This is a genomic window from Cupriavidus sp. YAF13 (assembly GCF_052113425.1).
In the GTDB taxonomy this organism is placed as follows: domain Bacteria; phylum Pseudomonadota; class Gammaproteobacteria; order Burkholderiales; family Burkholderiaceae; genus Cupriavidus.
Genome location: NZ_JBFRDD010000008.1, coordinates 35,200 through 51,161 on the forward strand (window position 1 = coordinate 35,200; position 15,962 = coordinate 51,161).

At 69.8% G+C, this 15,962-nt stretch carries 16 protein-coding genes; 11 read left to right on the forward strand and 5 right to left on the reverse strand.

The features are described 5' to 3' along the window. Positions 1-28: 28 nt before the first annotated feature. Positions 29-556, reverse strand: a complete 528-nt coding sequence (locus tag AB4061_RS09085) for a dihydroneopterin aldolase (RefSeq protein ID WP_441632924.1) — start codon at positions 554-556, stop codon at positions 29-31. Between the two features lie 289 nt (positions 557-845). On the opposite strand from AB4061_RS09085, the gene AB4061_RS09090 reads away from it, so the two are divergent. Genes AB4061_RS09090 through AB4061_RS09105 form a run of 4 tightly spaced genes read left to right on the forward strand, consistent with a single transcriptional unit; the run spans position 846 to position 4,187 of the window. Then, positions 846-1,496: a flavoprotein gene (locus tag AB4061_RS09090; RefSeq protein ID WP_441632926.1), complete on the forward strand. Its 651-nt coding sequence runs from the start codon at positions 846-848 to the stop codon at positions 1,494-1,496. Beyond that, positions 1,475-2,860, forward strand: a complete 1,386-nt coding sequence (locus AB4061_RS09095; RefSeq protein ID WP_441632928.1) for a DUF6513 domain-containing protein — start codon at positions 1,475-1,477, stop codon at positions 2,858-2,860. The genes AB4061_RS09090 and AB4061_RS09095 overlap by 22 nt, the downstream gene beginning before the upstream one ends. After that, positions 2,857-3,486 (forward strand): DUF447 domain-containing protein, encoded by a 630-nt coding sequence (locus AB4061_RS09100; RefSeq protein ID WP_441632930.1) that lies wholly within the window; start codon positions 2,857-2,859, stop codon positions 3,484-3,486. Before AB4061_RS09095 ends, AB4061_RS09100 begins: the two co-directional genes overlap by 4 nt. Continuing rightward, complete coding sequence (locus AB4061_RS09105) at positions 3,483-4,187, forward strand: (5-formylfuran-3-yl)methyl phosphate synthase (RefSeq protein ID WP_441632932.1); 705 nt, start codon at positions 3,483-3,485, stop codon at positions 4,185-4,187. Before AB4061_RS09100 ends, AB4061_RS09105 begins: the two co-directional genes overlap by 4 nt. A gap of 11 nt (positions 4,188-4,198) precedes the next feature. Here AB4061_RS09105 and AB4061_RS09110 read toward each other — a convergent pair whose 3' ends face one another. Genes AB4061_RS09110 through AB4061_RS09120 form a run of 3 tightly spaced genes read right to left on the reverse strand, consistent with a single transcriptional unit; the run spans position 4,199 to position 6,903 of the window. Next, positions 4,199-4,798: an amino acid kinase family protein gene (locus tag AB4061_RS09110; protein WP_441632934.1), complete on the reverse strand. Its 600-nt coding sequence runs from the start codon at positions 4,796-4,798 to the stop codon at positions 4,199-4,201. Between the two features lie 37 nt (positions 4,799-4,835). Continuing rightward, the gene (locus tag AB4061_RS09115) at positions 4,836-5,918 is read right to left on the reverse strand and encodes a hydantoinase/oxoprolinase family protein (protein ID WP_441632936.1); all 1,083 of its coding nucleotides are present in this window, start codon (positions 5,916-5,918) and stop codon (positions 4,836-4,838) included. Further along, entirely contained in the window at positions 5,908-6,903 is a 996-nt protein-coding gene (locus AB4061_RS09120; RefSeq protein WP_441632938.1) for an ATP-grasp domain-containing protein, read from the reverse strand. The genes AB4061_RS09115 and AB4061_RS09120 overlap by 11 nt, the downstream gene beginning before the upstream one ends. 9 nt (positions 6,904-6,912) lie before the next feature. Between AB4061_RS09120 and AB4061_RS09125 the strand changes: the two genes are divergently transcribed. The 7 genes from AB4061_RS09125 to AB4061_RS09155 all read left to right on the forward strand — a co-directional run bounded on the left by AB4061_RS09125 (position 6,913) and on the right by AB4061_RS09155 (position 14,876). Then, positions 6,913-7,641 carry a HisA/HisF-related TIM barrel protein gene (locus tag AB4061_RS09125; RefSeq protein ID WP_441632940.1) on the forward strand — a complete coding sequence of 243 codons (729 nt, stop codon included), beginning with the start codon at positions 6,913-6,915 and terminating at the stop codon, positions 7,639-7,641. A gap of 286 nt (positions 7,642-7,927) precedes the next feature. Next, positions 7,928-9,274 carry a formylmethanofuran dehydrogenase gene (locus AB4061_RS09130; RefSeq protein WP_441632942.1) on the forward strand — a complete coding sequence of 449 codons (1,347 nt, stop codon included), beginning with the start codon at positions 7,928-7,930 and terminating at the stop codon, positions 9,272-9,274. Next, positions 9,271-10,953 carry a formylmethanofuran dehydrogenase subunit A gene (locus AB4061_RS09135; protein WP_441632944.1) on the forward strand — a complete coding sequence of 561 codons (1,683 nt, stop codon included), beginning with the start codon at positions 9,271-9,273 and terminating at the stop codon, positions 10,951-10,953. The genes AB4061_RS09130 and AB4061_RS09135 overlap by 4 nt, the downstream gene beginning before the upstream one ends. Before the next feature lie 40 nt (positions 10,954-10,993). Further along, positions 10,994-11,908 carry a formylmethanofuran--tetrahydromethanopterin N-formyltransferase gene (fhcD, locus tag AB4061_RS09140; RefSeq protein WP_441632946.1) on the forward strand — a complete coding sequence of 305 codons (915 nt, stop codon included), beginning with the start codon at positions 10,994-10,996 and terminating at the stop codon, positions 11,906-11,908. Next, entirely contained in the window at positions 11,905-12,726 is an 822-nt protein-coding gene (locus tag AB4061_RS09145; protein WP_441632948.1) for a formylmethanofuran dehydrogenase subunit C, read from the forward strand. The genes fhcD and AB4061_RS09145 overlap by 4 nt, the downstream gene beginning before the upstream one ends. 145 nt (positions 12,727-12,871) lie before the next feature. After that, complete coding sequence (pabB, locus tag AB4061_RS09150; protein WP_441632950.1) at positions 12,872-14,206, forward strand: aminodeoxychorismate synthase component I; 1,335 nt, start codon at positions 12,872-12,874, stop codon at positions 14,204-14,206. Beyond that, positions 14,187-14,876 carry an HAD family hydrolase gene (locus AB4061_RS09155; protein ID WP_441632952.1) on the forward strand — a complete coding sequence of 230 codons (690 nt, stop codon included), beginning with the start codon at positions 14,187-14,189 and terminating at the stop codon, positions 14,874-14,876. The genes pabB and AB4061_RS09155 overlap by 20 nt, the downstream gene beginning before the upstream one ends. A gap of 105 nt (positions 14,877-14,981) precedes the next feature. Here AB4061_RS09155 and AB4061_RS09160 read toward each other — a convergent pair whose 3' ends face one another. Continuing rightward, positions 14,982-15,932 carry an alpha/beta fold hydrolase gene (locus AB4061_RS09160; protein WP_441632954.1) on the reverse strand — a complete coding sequence of 317 codons (951 nt, stop codon included), beginning with the start codon at positions 15,930-15,932 and terminating at the stop codon, positions 14,982-14,984. Positions 15,933-15,962: the final 30 nt, after the last annotated feature.

The window sequence follows — 15,962 nt, forward strand, 5'->3', positions numbered from 1 at the left end:
GCTGTTCCGGCGCCACGCCGGTACAGGCCTAGACGTTGACGGCGCCCCGATCCATCCAGCCGTGCCCAGGATCGCGCGCGCGCGGTGACGCGTCCCGCCGCCGCTCTATCGCAACCCCCACCGTGTCAACGTCATCGAATTTCTTCGGCTTGACCACAACGACGCGCACCCAGTGCGCGCCAAAATCCTCCAGCAGCAATTGCGCCACGCGCTCGGCAAAGGCTTCGAGCAGTTGCAGGCGGTGCGTGGCCATCAACTCCCGCAACGCGGTGCGCACCTTGCCGTAGTCGATGGTGTCGCCGATCCGGTCGCTGCTGCAGGCGCCGCTGCGCGCCAGCCCGGCGGTCAGGTCGATACGCAGCGGCTGCGGGGTGCGCAGCTCGCTGTCGTCGATGCCGATGATGGTCTGTCCTTCGAAGCCCTCGATAAAGATCAGGTCCATCGACCCGGGCGAGGACGCCGGCGCCTCACGGGCGGCCATGGATTCCGCCATCAGGCCCGGCAGCAGGCCGAACCTCGCCACCTCAGCCTGCAACATCATGTCGTCTCGTTTCATCTGCCCTCCTTGCAACAGCGCGCGGCCGGCGACCACGCTCCCGTGCCCGTCTCGCAAGAAGCAGGCCACACGAACGCACGGGCCAGCGTCCCAGTTCCGACGCGGCCCGGCGGCCGGCCAGCGTGGCGCGCGGCCGCGGGACATAGGCAACTGAACGACACAACCTGTCCCGCCGACGGCGCAGTCGAGCCGGCGCAATCCCCCGCCAAGGCCTTGCGGATCAAGGCGCCAATGCCAGGCACGACTCCTGCAATCGTTACAGCCCAGGTCGATCATCTTAGCGAGCCGCATGTCGCCCCACCCATCAGCAGCCCTTCACCTCGACGCCGAAGGATTTACCGTCATCGGCAACGACGGCCCGGAAGCCCGTGCCCCGAGCGATGGCGCCCCGCGCTTTGCCTGGGCCATCACCGGCTCCGGGCATTTCCTCGAAGAAAGCCTGGCGCTGGCCGCGGCCCTGCCCGATGTGGACCTGTTCCTGTCGCGCGCGGCCGAGGAAGTACTGGCGATCTACGGCATGCAGCTGAAGGACCTGAAAGCGCGCTTCCGGGTCTTCCGCGACAAGACGGCCAGCGCCGCACCGGTTGGCATGTTCTATGCGCGCCGCTACCACACCGCCATCGTCGCGCCGGCCACCAGCAATACCGTGGCCAAATGCGTCGCCGGCATCTCCGACACGCTGCCAACCAATATCCTCGCCCAGGCGGGCAAGCTCGGCATCCCCGGCATCGTGTATGCGTGCGACACGGAGCCCGTGGTGGTCACCAAGGGGCCGGACGGCTGGCTGAAGCTGCATCCCCGCAATATCGAACTGGAGAACGTGGAACGGCTGCGGCGTATCGACCATTGCGAAGTGGTGTGTTCCATTGACGCGCTGCGGCGCACGCTGGATCAACGACTGAAGGCACTGACACTGACATGGAACACATCGTCTTCCTGACCGGCCGCCTGGCGGAAAAAGGCCTGGAACGCGTGCTGCGGAGCCTGGAGCCCGCGCCGTTCTCCTGGGAGATCCGCGAAATCGGCGTGCAGGTGGCTGCGTTGATGACTGCCGACCTGGTGCGCCGCCGGGTGGCCGCGCCCGTGGTGGCGGACCGCATCATCGTGCCGGGCCGCTGCCGCGGCGATCTCGATGCACTGTCGCTGCACTACGGCATGCCGGTGGAGCGCGGGCCGGAAGAGCTCAAGGACCTGCCACAGTTCTTCAATCGAAAGGCCAAGCCGGTCGACCTGTCGCGGCACGACATCGCCATCTTCGCCGAGATCGTCGACGCGCCCCAGCTCGATATCGAAAGCGTATGCGCGCGGGCGCGCCGGCACCGGGCGGATGGCGCCGACGTCATCGACCTTGGCTGCCTGCCCGCCACGCCCTTCCCGCACCTGGAGGACACGGTGCGCGCGCTGAAGGCGGAGGGCTTCCTGGTCAGCGTGGATTCGATGAACGCCGGCGAATTGGTGCGCGGCGGCAAGGCCGGCGCGGACTACCTGCTTAGCCTGACCCTGGACACCCTGTGGGTGACGGACGAAGTCGCCGCCACGCCGATCCTGGTGCCGCAGCAGCCGGGCGACGAAGCGTCGCTGTACGCGGCGATCGAAGCCATGGAACAGCGCGGCCGGGCCTATATCGCCGACGCCATTCTCGACCCGATCCCGTTCGGCCTGCTGGCCTCGCTCGGGCGCTACGAGCGGCTGCGCCAGCGCTTTCCCAAGGCGCCCATCATGCTCGGCGTGGGCAACCTGACCGAGCTGACCGAGGCGGACACCGGCGGCATCAACGCCATCCTGATGGGCATCGCGGTGGAACTGCACGCCTCGGCGATCCTGACCACCCAGGTCAGCGGCCATGCGCGCCGCGCCATTCGCGAAGCAGACGTGGCACGCCGGATGATGTACGCCGCGCGCGAGCAGAACGCCCTGCCCAAAGGCATCACCGATCAGATGATGACGCTGCATGCGCGCGAGCCCTACCCTGATACGCCGGAGGAAATCGCCGAGACCGCCAGCGCGATCCGCGACCCGAACTTCCGCGTGCAGGTCTCCGAGCAAGGGATACACGCCTACAACCGCGACGGGCACCACGTGGCCGCCGACCCCTTCACCCTGTTTCCCCGGCTGCAACTGGAGCACGACGGCAACCACGCCTTCTACCTGGGTGTGGAACTGGCGCGCGCGGAGATCGCCTGGCGCCTGGGCAAGCGCTACGTACAGGACCAGCCGCTGGACTGGGGCTGCGCGGCCGAGCGCGATGCGCAGGATCTGACCGCATGGTGCGCACCGGGCGCCACCATGCGAAAGCGGGCATGAGGGCAAGCACCATGAGCAATGACGTGATCTACGAAACCGTTGTCACCACCATCTCGGCGGACGGTGCGGCGCATATCGCGCCGATGGGCGTGCGCTACCAGGGCAGCGACATCGTGCTGATGCCGTTCAGGCCCTCCGCCACCTACGACAACATCGTCGGCACCGGCACCGCCGTGGTCAACCTGACCACGGACGTGTGCGTCTTTGCCGGCTGCCTCGCCGGCCGCCGCCAGTGGCCCACCGTGCCGGCGGAGCGGATCCATGGCGTGCGGCTGGCCAGCGCGCTGAGCCACATCGAACTGCGCCTGATGCAGCAAGGCGGCGATCCCGCGCGGCCTTCGCTGCGCATGGGCCGCGTGCACGAGGCCCGTCACGGTGACTTTCCCGGATTCAACCGCGCGCAAGCGGCAGTCATCGAAGGCGCGGTGCTGGTCAGCCGGCTGCACCTGCTGCCGGCCGACAAGATCGCCCGCGAGATGGCCTACCTGCAGATCGCCATCGACAAGACCGCCGGCGCGGCGGAACGCGAAGCATGGCAATGGCTGCAGGACCGCGTCGCGGCCTGGCATGCAGGCAATACCGGCCACAGCGCCGCCCCCGAGCCCATCCTGGAGAAGACCCGATGACATCCCTGCTGACCAGCGTACGCAATGAGGTGGAGGCCCTGCAAGCCGCCACCGCGGGGGCCGACCTGATCGACCTGAAGGAGCCCAGGGCGGGGGCGCTCGGCGCGCTGCCCGCGCCAACCGTGCGCGAGGTGGTTGGCGCGGTGCGCGCACGCTGGCCCGGGCACTTGCTGAGCGCGACGATCGGCGACCTGGCGCCGGCCGAGCATGCCGTCATGATGCTGATGGCCAACACCATTGGCGAATGCGGCGTCGACTACGTCAAGGTGGGCGTGGCGCCCGGCGAGCACGCGCGCGAAGCCTTGCGGCGCCTGGCCACCCTGCCATGGCAGGTGGTGCCGGTGTTCCTGGCCGACCATGGGGTGGACCTGAAGCTGGTTGAAGAGGCCTGCGGGATGGGCTTTCCGGCGGTGATGGCCGATACCGCGGGCAAGCAGGCGGGCAGCCTGTTCGACTGCGTCGACATGGCCACGCTCGCGGCCATGACCCGCATCGCACGGGCCGGGGGCGTCAAGGTTGGCCTGGCCGGCTCACTACAGCTCGAACATCTGCCGCGGCTGCATGCGCTGGCGCCGGACTTTGCCGGCTTCCGTGGGGCGCTGTGCGACGGCGGGCGCGCTGGGCACCTCGATCCGGCCAAGGTGGCGGCGCTGCGCGCTGGTTTGCACCCGGCGGCCGCATTGGAACCGCAGCCGGCCTGAGCAGCGCACGTCTACGCGACCCCGCCTCGCGGGGCGCCGCTGAACAACGCACGCAAGCGCTGCAGATCCTCTTTTTGCAGAAGCTCGACCGGATATGCCGCGTCGCGTGTGTAATGGCAGAAGCCGCGGTCGACCACCCCGGCGTGCGCATACTGTGCCAGCGTCATCCCCAGCTTGAGCGGGCACGACTTGACCAGTACCAACCGCCGCGCGCCAAGCCGGCTGGCCAGCCACGCGGCCATGCTGTCGGAAGTCGCGTCCCAGTTCGTCAACGCGTCCGGCGCTGTGCGCAGCAGGTCCAACGGCGTCCATACCGCAACGCCGCCATCGCGCAGCACGGCACGGATCGCATTGTCGTCGGCGGCCACCGTCAGGCCGTGGCACAGGCCTTGCAACATCAAGCCGTACTGGACCATGGCCAGCACCGCCATATTGTGCGCAACCAGGTCGTCGAAAGCCCATTGCGCCTGGTATTCGCGCACCTGGTCGGCAAACACGCCGCCGCCCGGCACCACCACCACGCGCCCGCCGCCGCGCGCGGCCAGTTCCCGCAGCCAGTCTCGTAACAGTGGGTCGCGGCCAAGGCTGCCGCCGATCTTTATGACGTGCACAGGGACTCCCCCTTCAGTGCGGCACACCGGCAACGCGTCATTGGCATGCCTGCGTGCCGTCCATCGCGACTGCCTCGCCCCCCGCTTGCCACAGCAGTACCGCCACGGCAACGCTGGGGGCGCACACGCGCGCCCACTCCGTGTGGGCCGGCGCCATGCCTGTGAGGTTTTCAAAGGCCCGATAGGGACGGCCGAGCCGGCCAGCCAGATCGCGCGCCAGGAAATGCCCGCAGCCCGCGCCGATCAGCGGCGCGTCCGGCGGCAAGCCGGACCGGTCGATGACACGCAGCAGGTTGTCGCCCAGCGCCGCGATCTGGGCCAGCCGCCACTCGCGCGCAACCTCAAGCCATGCCGCCGGTGGCGCGTCGCGCGCATCGTGGCCGATCATCCTGGCCAGCCGCTGCCGTGTTGCCTCCGGCGTCTTGGCGCCGCCGTCCGCGGCCGGGTGGGGATCGTGCGCGTCGGGCAGCTCCCCCGTGATCCGGTACACATCGGCGGTGGTGGCGAACAGCTCGTTCATCACGTTGTAGCTGGTGCCCTTCAAGGCGACGCGGCGCGCCAGCGCGCACAGGGGCGTGCGCGCCACGCCCAGGTACACCAGTTCGCCGCAAGCAAGCCGGCCAGCATCGTCGCGTCCCTGCGCCGCCACCTCGCCATCCACGATGGGAATCAGGTCGCTGGTGGTGGTGCCGATGTCCACCAGCACGCCGTGACCGATGCGCTCAGCCGCCATGCGGGCGGTCGCCACCCAGTTGGCCGAGGCGATGTGCTGCCAGTCCGCCGCCACCTGGCGCCGCGTGCGCCAGCCCGCAGCGCCGGCGAAGAAGACGGCGCGCTCACCAAAGGCGCCCCACATGATGTCAGCCAGCGCCACCACGCCGGCCTCGCGGTGCTCGAACAGGTCGGCCATTTCGCCGGTCATGGTGACTGCGTGCTCGGCGTGCCCGCAATCGGGCCAGCGCGCGCGCGCCTGCGCCAGCACGTCGTCCAGCAAATGCAAGCCCTGCCACAAGGGACAGGCCCACTGCGCGATATCGCGCACGACGCCGTCCTCCAGGCGGGTTGCCTTGATATTGGCGCCGCCCAGGTCCCACCCGTAGACAACGCGCTCAGCGGCCATGGGCGGCTCCATTGGCGACCAGGCGCTCGGCCAGGATCTGGTGTCCCGCCAGCATCTCGCAGGCCAGGTTGCGGCCCAGTTCGGCTGACAGGCCCGCATAGGCGCAGGTCACCCGAGGATTCACCTCGATCACCACCGGGCCGCGCCCGGGGTGCCAGACCAGATCGATACCGACGAACCCCCGCAAGCCCGGCATGCCCGCCGCCACGCACTCTGCCACGTCCGCCAGCCAGCGGCCCGCCGAACCCTTGCGTTCGATGGCATTGATCTGCACGCCGTCGTCGTGCACCTGCCCGCGCGCATCGACGCGAATACGCTGCGCGTTCACGCTCAGCAGTTCGGTGCCGCCCGGGCCGCACAATAGCGACAGGCTTAGCGGCTCGCCCTCCACCCAGGGCTCCAGCACCACCGGCTCGCCCTGCGCGAGCCGCCGCAGCCAGGCTGCATGCGCCGCGTCGAAACCGTCGTAGGCGTACGTCGCCACCGATCCCGCGCCATCGTCCGGCTTGACCACCCAGCGCCCAGGCTCGGCCGCGTCCCCTTCGCTCCATGGCCGGGTCGCGGCGACGCCGAGCGCGGCAAGCCGCTGCGCGGTGGCGCGCTTGCTGGTGGCCAGCGCGATCGCGCCGGCGTCGCAGCCCAGCCAGCGCGCGTCGCCCACCACGTAGTGCAGGCTCAGCAGCGCCCCCTCGGATTCCGGCGCCACGACCCAGCTCACGTCGTGGCAAGCCGCCTGGCGGCGCACGAAGTCCGCCGTGTCCTCGCCGGGCATGCGCGCGCACCAGCTCACCTTGTGCGCGCCATGGCAATCCGCTGGCAGCTCGCCGGGCAGCGCCACGCAGGTGAGCGCCACGTCGCCGATGCGCGCCAAATCTGCGATCATCGCGTCACGCATGGCCCTGCCCTGGCGCAGCAGGTGCGGCACCGCGCGGGTGTCCATGGCGCCCCCACTGACATATTCATAGACGAACATACGCGTCATCATTCCCTCTCCATGCACATCATCCCAGTCATCGATCTTCTCGACGGCCGCGTTGTCCGAGCGGTGCGCGGCCAGCGCGACCAGTACCGCCCCATCGTGTCCGGCCTGCATCCGGGCAGCGATCCGGTGGCACTGGCGCGGGCGATGCTTGCGTATTGCGCCAGCCGCACGCTGTATATCGCCGACCTCGACGCGCTCACGGGGCGCGCCGCCCAGCTTGTGGCGTTGCAGGCCCTTTGCCGGGCCTTGCCGGAAACCGAACTCTGGCTGGACGCCGGCTTCTCCAATGCCGCGCAGGCCACTGCGGCACTGGCTGCGCTGCACGGCAAGGGCGCGCGGGTGGTGCCGGTGTTCGGCAGCGAAAGCTTGTGCGAGCCGCCCGCCGCGGCAGGCAGCGCACCGCCCTTCGACACCTGGCCCGGCGCCGTGCTCTCGCTCGACCGGCGCCATGGCATGCCGCTGGGCAACGCGGCATGGTGGCAGGCCAGTGCCGCATGGCCGGCGCAACTGATCGTGATGGCACTGGATCGCGTCGGCGCGTTCGAAGGGCCCGACCTGGCGACGCTCGCGGCTATCCGCGCGCAAGCGGGCGCCGGGCGCAGGCTGGTCGGCGCCGGCGGCATTCGCGATGGCGCCGACCTGGCCGCCGCCGCGCATGCCGGGGCCAGCGCCTGGCTGGTTGCATCGGCCATTCACGATCTCCGTATCCCGCCGGCTGGCCAGGGAGGAAAGTCCCCCTGATCCGCGCACGCGGTACCCTCAAGCAAACAAACAAGCAGGCATAAACACGTTCCATGCCAGCCTGCCACGGCGCGCCGGCGCGGCTTGGCGCCGCATGCGCAACCAACCGGGGTGACAGGTTGCCCCGCGCACGGAGCACCGGTTGTCTCGTTGCTCCGGCCCCTGGCGCATCCCTTGCGCTGGGGGTTCCCCTTCGCCAGGCGCCTTGCGCTCGCCGTGGCGGGCAGATGGCGCTCGCGCGGCGGCATGCGGCCAGCCGCTGGCACAGGCTTTGCTCGACATGGGCATGGCACCCGCTCCCGAACTCCCCTCCGACACCCGCGGCCGCCCAGCCGGCCGGGTCACCTGGACCTGTCCCTTCTGCGCGCTGCTGTGCGACGGGCTCGACGTTGCGCAAGAAGCCGCGGGCGGACGGACACCGGCACTGACCGGCAGCACCTGTCCGCGCGCGGCAAGCGCGCTGGCCTGGTTCGATGCGCGAGCAATGGCTACCACACCGAGCGCCGATGGCCGCCCCGTGTCACTGCCCCAGGCGCTCGACGCTGCCGCGCGCCTGCTGCGCGAGAGCCGGCTCCCGCTGTTCGGCGGCCTCGCCACCGACGTGGCCGGCACGCGCGCGCTTTACGCCCTGGCCAACCACAGCGGCGCGGTGCTCGACCATGCGCATGGCGATGCCATGACGGCCAGCCTGCGCGCGCTGCAGGATCGCGGCGCGTTCACCACCACGCTGGCCGAGGTACGCAACCATGCCGACCTGATCCTGTGCATCGGCACCCAGCCCTCGCAGAAACACCCCGAGTTCTTCCGGCGCTGCGGCCTGGCGGACAGCGAGCAGCCGTGCACGCGCGAGCTGGTCTTCCTGGGCACGCCGGCCGACCCGGCGGCGGCACAACTCCCAAACGCACGCTGCAGCGAGGTTGCGCTGCCCGAGGGCGAGGACCTGTACCAGGCACTCGCCCTGCTGAACGCCCTGTGCCGCCCGCGCGCACTGGCCGACGGCAACATCGCTCCGGCAGCGCTGCGCGATCTCTCGGCCCGCTTGCTGGCGGCGCGTTACGCGGTCATTGTGTGTACGCCGTCCACCCTCTGCGCGCAGGCGGGCGGCAAGCATGCCGCGCTGCTGATCGAGGGCATCCACCAGCTGGTCAAGACGCTCAACCGCACCACGCGCGCCGGCGCCGTGTCGCTCGGCGGCGACGACGGCGGCAATACCGTCAACCAGGCCATTACCTGGCTGTCCGGCTTACCTCTGCGCACGCATGTGCACGCTGGCGGACTCGATCACGATCCGCACCGGCACGGGACCGAGCGCCTGCTGCGCGGCGGCGCTGTCGATGCCCTGCTGTGGGTCGCCAGTTTCACACCGGACCTGCCTGCGCCCGCAACCCCCGTGCCCACCGTGGTGCTCGGGCATCCGGCGCTGGCCGCGTCGATGGCCGGGCGTCCCGGCGTCTTCATTCCGGTATCGACGCCGGGCATCGGCTCGGCCGGGCACCTGTTCCGCACCGATGGCGGCATCGTGCTGCCACTCACCCCGCTGCGCGACGACGGCCTGCCTACGGTCGCGGCGGTGGCGGCGCAATTGCTGGCACGGCTGCGGCAAGCGAGCGCGCCCACGGAGTCCGCATCATGAGCACCCTGCGCCTGCACGGCGGCCGCGTGTACGACCCCGCACGGGGCATCGACGGCCAGCTTGCCGACCTCTATATCCGCGACGGCCGCATCGTCGCGCAACCACCCGGCACGCGCGCCGAGGCGGAACTCGATATCGGCGGCATGGTGGTGATGGCAGGCGGCATCGACATGCATTCGCATATCGGCGGCGGCAAGGTCAACCTGGCCCGCATGCTGCTGCCCGAGGACCACCGCGACAACCTGCCCGCCGCCGGGCCGCTGGAGCTGGCCTCCTGCGGCACCTGCACGCCCGGCACGCTGGCAACCGGCTACCGCTATGCGCAGATGGGCTACACCGCCGCGTTCGAGCCTGCCATGATGGCGTCGAACGCGCGCCAGACGCATTTCGAGATGGGCGACACGCCGGTCATCGACCATGGCGCCTACGTCATGCTCGGCAACGACGACCTGTTCCTGCGCATGCTCGCCGAGGGCGCCGACTTCCAGCGCATCCGCGACTATGTCGGCTGGACCATCAACGCCAGCAAGGCCCTGGGGGTCAAGGTGGTCAACCCGGGCGGCATCTCGGCCTTCAAGTTCAACCAGCGCCAGCTCGACGTCGACGACCAGCACGTCCATTACCGCATCACCCCGCGCGACGTGCTGCGCACGCTGAGCCAGGCGCTGACCGAACTCAAGGTGCCCCACCCCTTGCATATCCACGCCAGCAACCTCGGGGTGCCGGGCAATATCGAGTCGACCCTGGCCACCATCGACGCGCTCGAAGGCCTGCCGGGCCACCTGACCCATATCCAGTTCCACAGCTACGGCGTGGACGGGCCGCACAAGTTCTCCTCGGCCGCGCTGCGCATCACCGAGGCGGTCAACGCCCGCCCCAATATCTCGATCGACGTGGGCCAGATCATCTTCGGCCAGACCGTGACCGCATCGGGCGACACCATGATGCAGGTGAGGAACGCCGACCTGGCGCACCCGCGCAAATGGATCGGCGCCGATATCGAATGCGACGCCGGCTGCGGCGTGGTGCCGTTCCGCTACCGCGAGCAGAGCTACGTCAATGCGCTGCAATGGGCCATTGGCCTGGAAGTGTTCCTGACCGTCAAGAACCCCTGGCAGGTGACGCTGACCACGGACCACCCCAATGGTGGCCCGTTCACCAGCTACCCGCACCTGATCCGCCTGCTGATGGACAAGTCCTTCCGCGACGAGCAGCTCGGCAGGCTGCACCCGGAGGTAGCCGCCAACTGCGCGCTGCCCGATATCAAGCGGGAACTGACGCTGTACGAGATTGCCGTGCTGACCCGGGCCGGCCCGGCGCGCCTGCTCGGCCTGCGCGACCGCGGCCACCTGGGCGCGGGGGCGGCGGCCGACATCGCGGTGTACCGCGAGGATGCCAACCGCGAAACCATGTTCACCGCGCCGGAGTATGTGTTCAAGGACGGCGCCCTGGTGGCGCGCGCGGGGCGCATCATCGCCACGCCTGCCGGCGGCACGCACTATGTGGAGCCCGAGTACGACAAGGGCATCGAAAAGACCCTGCGCAAGTACAGCGATCGCCATCTCGCGCTCGATTTCGACAACGCCGCCATCGGCCACGACGAACTGTGCGCCTGCTGCAATGGCGGCCGGCTGCTGCCGGCGCAGTGCGAGCCGCTGTGCGGGCAGGACACCGTATGAACGGGCTCTCGACACTGCCGCGCGCCTGGGGACATCCCGCATGCTGATCAACGGAATCACCATCGACGACACCTTCGCGGAAGCTTTCCCGATGAAGGCCACCCGCCTGCTGGTCACGGCGCACAGCCTGACCTGGGCCCGGCATGCCGCGGCCGCGCTCACGGGCTTCGCGACTTCGGTAATCGCCTGCGGCTGCGAAGCCGGCATCGAGCGCGAGATCCAGCCAGCCGACTCGCCCGACGGGCGCCCCGGCGTAGCCGTGCTGCTGTTCTCGATGTCGGACAAGGAGCTGGCCAAGCAGGTCGAGCGCCGCGTTGGCCAGTGCGTGCTGACCTGTCCCACCACGGCGGTGTACGCGGGGCTGACCGAGGGCGAGGCCATCCCGCTGGGCAAGAACCTGCGTTTTTTCGGCGACGGCTGGCAGATCGCCAAGATGATCGACGGCGTGCGCTACTGGCGCGTGCCGGTGATGGACGGCGAGTTCGTCTGCCAGGAAACCACCGCGGTGGTCAAGGCGGTGGGTGGCGGCAACCTGCTGATGCTGGCCCGCGACACCGACAGCGCGCTGGCCGCGGCCGAGGCCGCGGTGGCGGCGATGCGGCAGGTGCCCAATATCATCATGCCTTTTCCTGGCGGCGTGGTCCGCTCCGGCTCGAAGGTCGGCGCCAGGTACGCCGGCATGCATGCTTCCACCAATGACGCCTTCTGCCCCAGCCTGTCCGGGCTGGTGGCCGGCAGCCAGCTTGGGCCCACCGTGCGCTGCGTGCTGGAGATCGTGATCGATGGCCTGACGCAAGGCGACGTGGCCGCCGCCATGCGGGCCGGGATCGCGGCGCTCGCCGAGCGCGGCGCCGCCGCAGGGCTGGTGCGCATTTCCGCCGGCAACTACGGCGGCAAGCTCGGCCCCTTCCACTTCCACCTGCACCGACTCGCCAGCCCGGGAGAATGCGCATGAGCGGCCTGACCCTGCGCCTGGCCAACGCCCCCGCGCTGCGGATCGACCTGCGCCAGCTGACGCCCGCCGCCTTGGCCGGCATGGCGCCGGACGCGGTAGCGCGCCTGTCCTTGTGGCATGGCAATGAGCGCATCGCCCTGGGCGAACTGTTTACCATACGGGCGCAGGCCGCCGATGGCGAGCCCACCCTCACCTTCGAAGGCGACCTGGGACGCTTTGACCGGATCGGCTGGCAAATGGCCGGCGGCACGTTGCGGGTCGACGGCAACGCAGGCGACTATCTCGGCTGCGGCATGCAAGGCGGCACGCTGCGCGTGGACGGCAACGCAGGCGACTTCACGGCGGCGGCAATGGCCGGCGGCCACGTCGCGGTCGGCGGCCATACCGGGGACTTCGCCGCCGCGGCGCTGCCTGGCGACATGGACGGCATGCGCGGCGGCACGCTCGCCATCGGCGGCAACGCCGGCGACCGTTTTGGCGACCGCATGCGGCGCGGCACCGCACTGGTGGCGGGCAGCGCCGGGGATTTCACGGGCTCGCGCATGGTCGCCGGCACCATCGCGATCGCGGGCGCCGCTGGTGCCCACCTGGCTTACGGCATGCGCCGCGGCACCATCGTGCTGCTCAGCGCCAGGTCGCAGCCGCGCGCGACCTTCGTGCGCACCGACGGCAATTTCGACGTGTTCTGGACGCTGCTGGCACGCAACCTGGCGCGTGCCGGCGGCCCCTTCACGGCCTTGCCCGCGCTGCGGCCGCGCCGCCTGGTGGGCGACCTCGCGGTGGACGGCATGGGCGAGTTGCTGATTGCTGATTGCTGATTGCTGATTGCTGATTGCTGATTGCTGATTGCTGATTGCTGATTGCTGATTGCTGATTGCTGATTGCTGATTGCTGATTGCTGATTGCTGATGTTTGACTAAGACCGGGCAAGCGGTTCGCCCCGGCCAGGAAGAGGGCTGCGCCATGACAAACTCCCATGCCAGGCTGCAAGCGGGCGGCGACGACTGCTACGCGTTGCTCGACGATGCCACCGCCACGCCAGGCCAGCCCACCAGCCGCCTGTACACTGGCTTCCTGCGCGAGATCCGCTGCACGGATCCGGCGGGGCTCGGGCAGGCGTGGCAGCAAGCCGATGCAGCCATGCGCGGCGGGGCCCACGCGGTGCTGCTAGGCGATTACGAGTGGGGCCTGGCGCTCCAGGGGCTAGGCCATCTCGCGGTGGCGGGCTCCCGCGAGCCCGCCCTGCGCATTCTCCTCTTCCGCGAACTGGCGCGGCTCTCGCGCGAGCAGGTGGATGCGTGGCTCGCCGCGATGGACGGCGTGACGCCCTCGCCTGCGAGTGTCGGCGCATTCCGGCCGAGCGTGGACCGTCCAACCTTCCACGCCGCGATCGCCCGTATCCACGAAGCGCTGCGTGCCGGTGAAACCTACCAGGTCAACTACACCTACCGGATCGATTTCGAAGCCTCGGGCTCCCCGCCTGGCCTGTACCGCCGCTTGCGCGCGCGCCAGCCGGTGCCATACGGAGCGCTGATCGCCTTGCCTCACGACGCGCAGCAGCCCTTCATCCTGTCCTGCTCGCCCGAGTTGTTCCTGCGCCATGAAGACGGCAAGCTCACTGCGCGCCCCATGAAAGGCACCGCCCGGCGCGGCGCGAGCCCGGCCGAAGACCGCGCGATTGCCCGCGCGCTGGCGGCCGACGACAAGAACCGCGCCGAGAACCTGATGATCGTCGACCTATTGCGCAACGATCTGGGCCGCGTGGCGCAAATCGGCTCGGTCAAGGTGCCGGCGCTGTTCTCGATCGAGCCCTACGCCAGCGTGTTCCAGATGACCTCCACCGTCGAGGCGACCCTGCCCGAAGCCGTATCGATGCCGGCCCTGCTGCGCGCCATCTTTCCCTGCGGTTCCATCACCGGCGCGCCCAGGCATCACACCATGGAACTGATCGCCGCGCTGGAAGCCAGCCCCCGGGGACTGTACACCGGCGCCATCGGCTGGGTCGAAGCACCCGCGCCGGGGTCGGCGCGCGTCTGCGGCAGCTTCTGCTTGTCGGTGGCCATCCGCACGCTGGTGCTCGGCCCCGCCCGTGGCGGCGTGCGGGCCGGCCGCATGGGCGTCGGCGCCGGCATCGTGCTCGATAGCGAGGCCAAATCGGAGTTCGAGGAATGCGCGCTGAAAGCCGCCTTCCTGACCGGGCTGGCGCCCGCCTCGGGGCCAACGCCTTATCATGTGCGGGATTTGCCCGTTCCCAACCTTGCCGCTACCCGTATCGCGCATGCAACTCGTACTGTTTGACCTCGACCACACCCTGATTCCCTTCGACAGTGGCTCCACCTGGCTGCGCTACCTGATGCAGCTCGGCGTGCTCGACGAAGCCGAATTCGCCCCGCAGAACCAGCGCTTTGCCCAGGACTATGCCGATGGCAGGCTGGACATCCACGCCTTCCAGCGCTTCTGCATGTCCTTCCTGGCCCGCTACGACCGCCGCGATCTCGACGCCTGGCGCAGCGCCTTCATCGCCAGCATCGCTGACCGAATCCCGGTGCCGTCGCGCGAGCTGGTGGCCCAGCACCGCGCCGCTGGCGACCTGTGCTGCATCGTGACCGCCACCAACGACTTCGTCGCACGCGGCTTTGCCGACAGCTTCGGCGTGGCGCACCTCGTTGCCTCGCAAGCCGCCACCGTTGGTGCCGGCCCGCTGGCCCCCTTCAGCGGCGAGATGGTCGGCGTGCCAAGCTTCGGCGCGGGCAAGGTCGAGCGGGTGGCGCAATGGCTGGCCGCAATCGGGCGGCGCTGGGACGAATTCGAGCGTTCGCTGTTCTATTCCGATTCGGCCAACGACCTGCCGCTGCTGGAGCACGTCAGCCATCCGATCGTGGTGGCGCCGGATCCGCGCCTGCGTGCCATCGCGCTGGACCGGGGCTGGCCGGTTGTCGAGCAGGCGGGGCCGCTTGTCGTGGCCTAGATGCGATATGGGCTAAACGCCGCTCCACCAGAGCAAAGCCATGCGCGCAAGCCAAGGCACTGCGCCAAGACGGCTTGCCTGCTGATTTGCCGGACCGCCGGCGGATCAGCCGGCACCTTGCTCCGGCGCCACCCGAATCGCCGCCGCCAGCGCCCGCGCCATGGCCCCACTAGCAAGATGGCCGCCCTCCACCCACTGCAGCCGGGCATGCGGCATGGCCTCCAAAAGCCGCCTGGCATTGCGAGGGCTGCAGACCCGGTCCGCCTTTCCGTGCAACAGCGTGACTGGGAGGCCGCGTCGGCCAATGGCAGCGGCGGCCGCAAGCAACACCGCCTTGCCAAGCCCCGCGCGCCGCTGCAGGTAATGCGCTTGGACCCGGTATTTACGCCGGAAAGCCTCGCGCTCCGGCAGCAACGGCGAGCGCTGATGCGAAGCGCGCAGCCCGAGCAGCCGGCGCTCGACCCGCTGCCAGTCCTGCGCAACCTGTTCCTGCTTGGCGCGCGAGCCCTTCAGCATCGCGCGTGTCACGCCGCCGTGCTGGGCGCGGGCGCCAGGCAAGCGCTCGCCATCCGGCGCCACCCGGCGCAGCATGGATAGGCCGCGCGCGCGCGGCGCAAACAGCGCAAGTATGTCGTCCCAACCGACCAAGAAACTGCCACGCAGTACCAGCCGCGATACCGCCTGCGGGAAACGCGCGGCATAGGCCAGCGCCAGCGCGGCCCCCCACGAGCCGCCGACCACATTCCATTGCGCGATGCCCAGCCGCGCCCGCAATGCTTCCAGGTCGGCCAGCAACGCCGTCACCGTGTTGCGCCGCAACGTGCCGGCTGGCCGCGACCGCCCCGCGCCGCGCTGGTCCGGCAGCACCACCCGGTCGCGGCCGAGATCGAACCATGCCAGCATGGCCGGACTGCAGCCGCTGCCGGGCCCGCCGTGCAGCACCAGCCAGGGCGCCCCGCAGGCCGGCCCCGCCAGGCGAACATGCAGGCTGTGCGCATCCGGACGGCAAAAATGGAAGGACCGCGCCGCCGGCTGGCCTTCTGGCAGACTAGGCATGATTCCCACCTCGTGTTGGTGCCGCTTTGC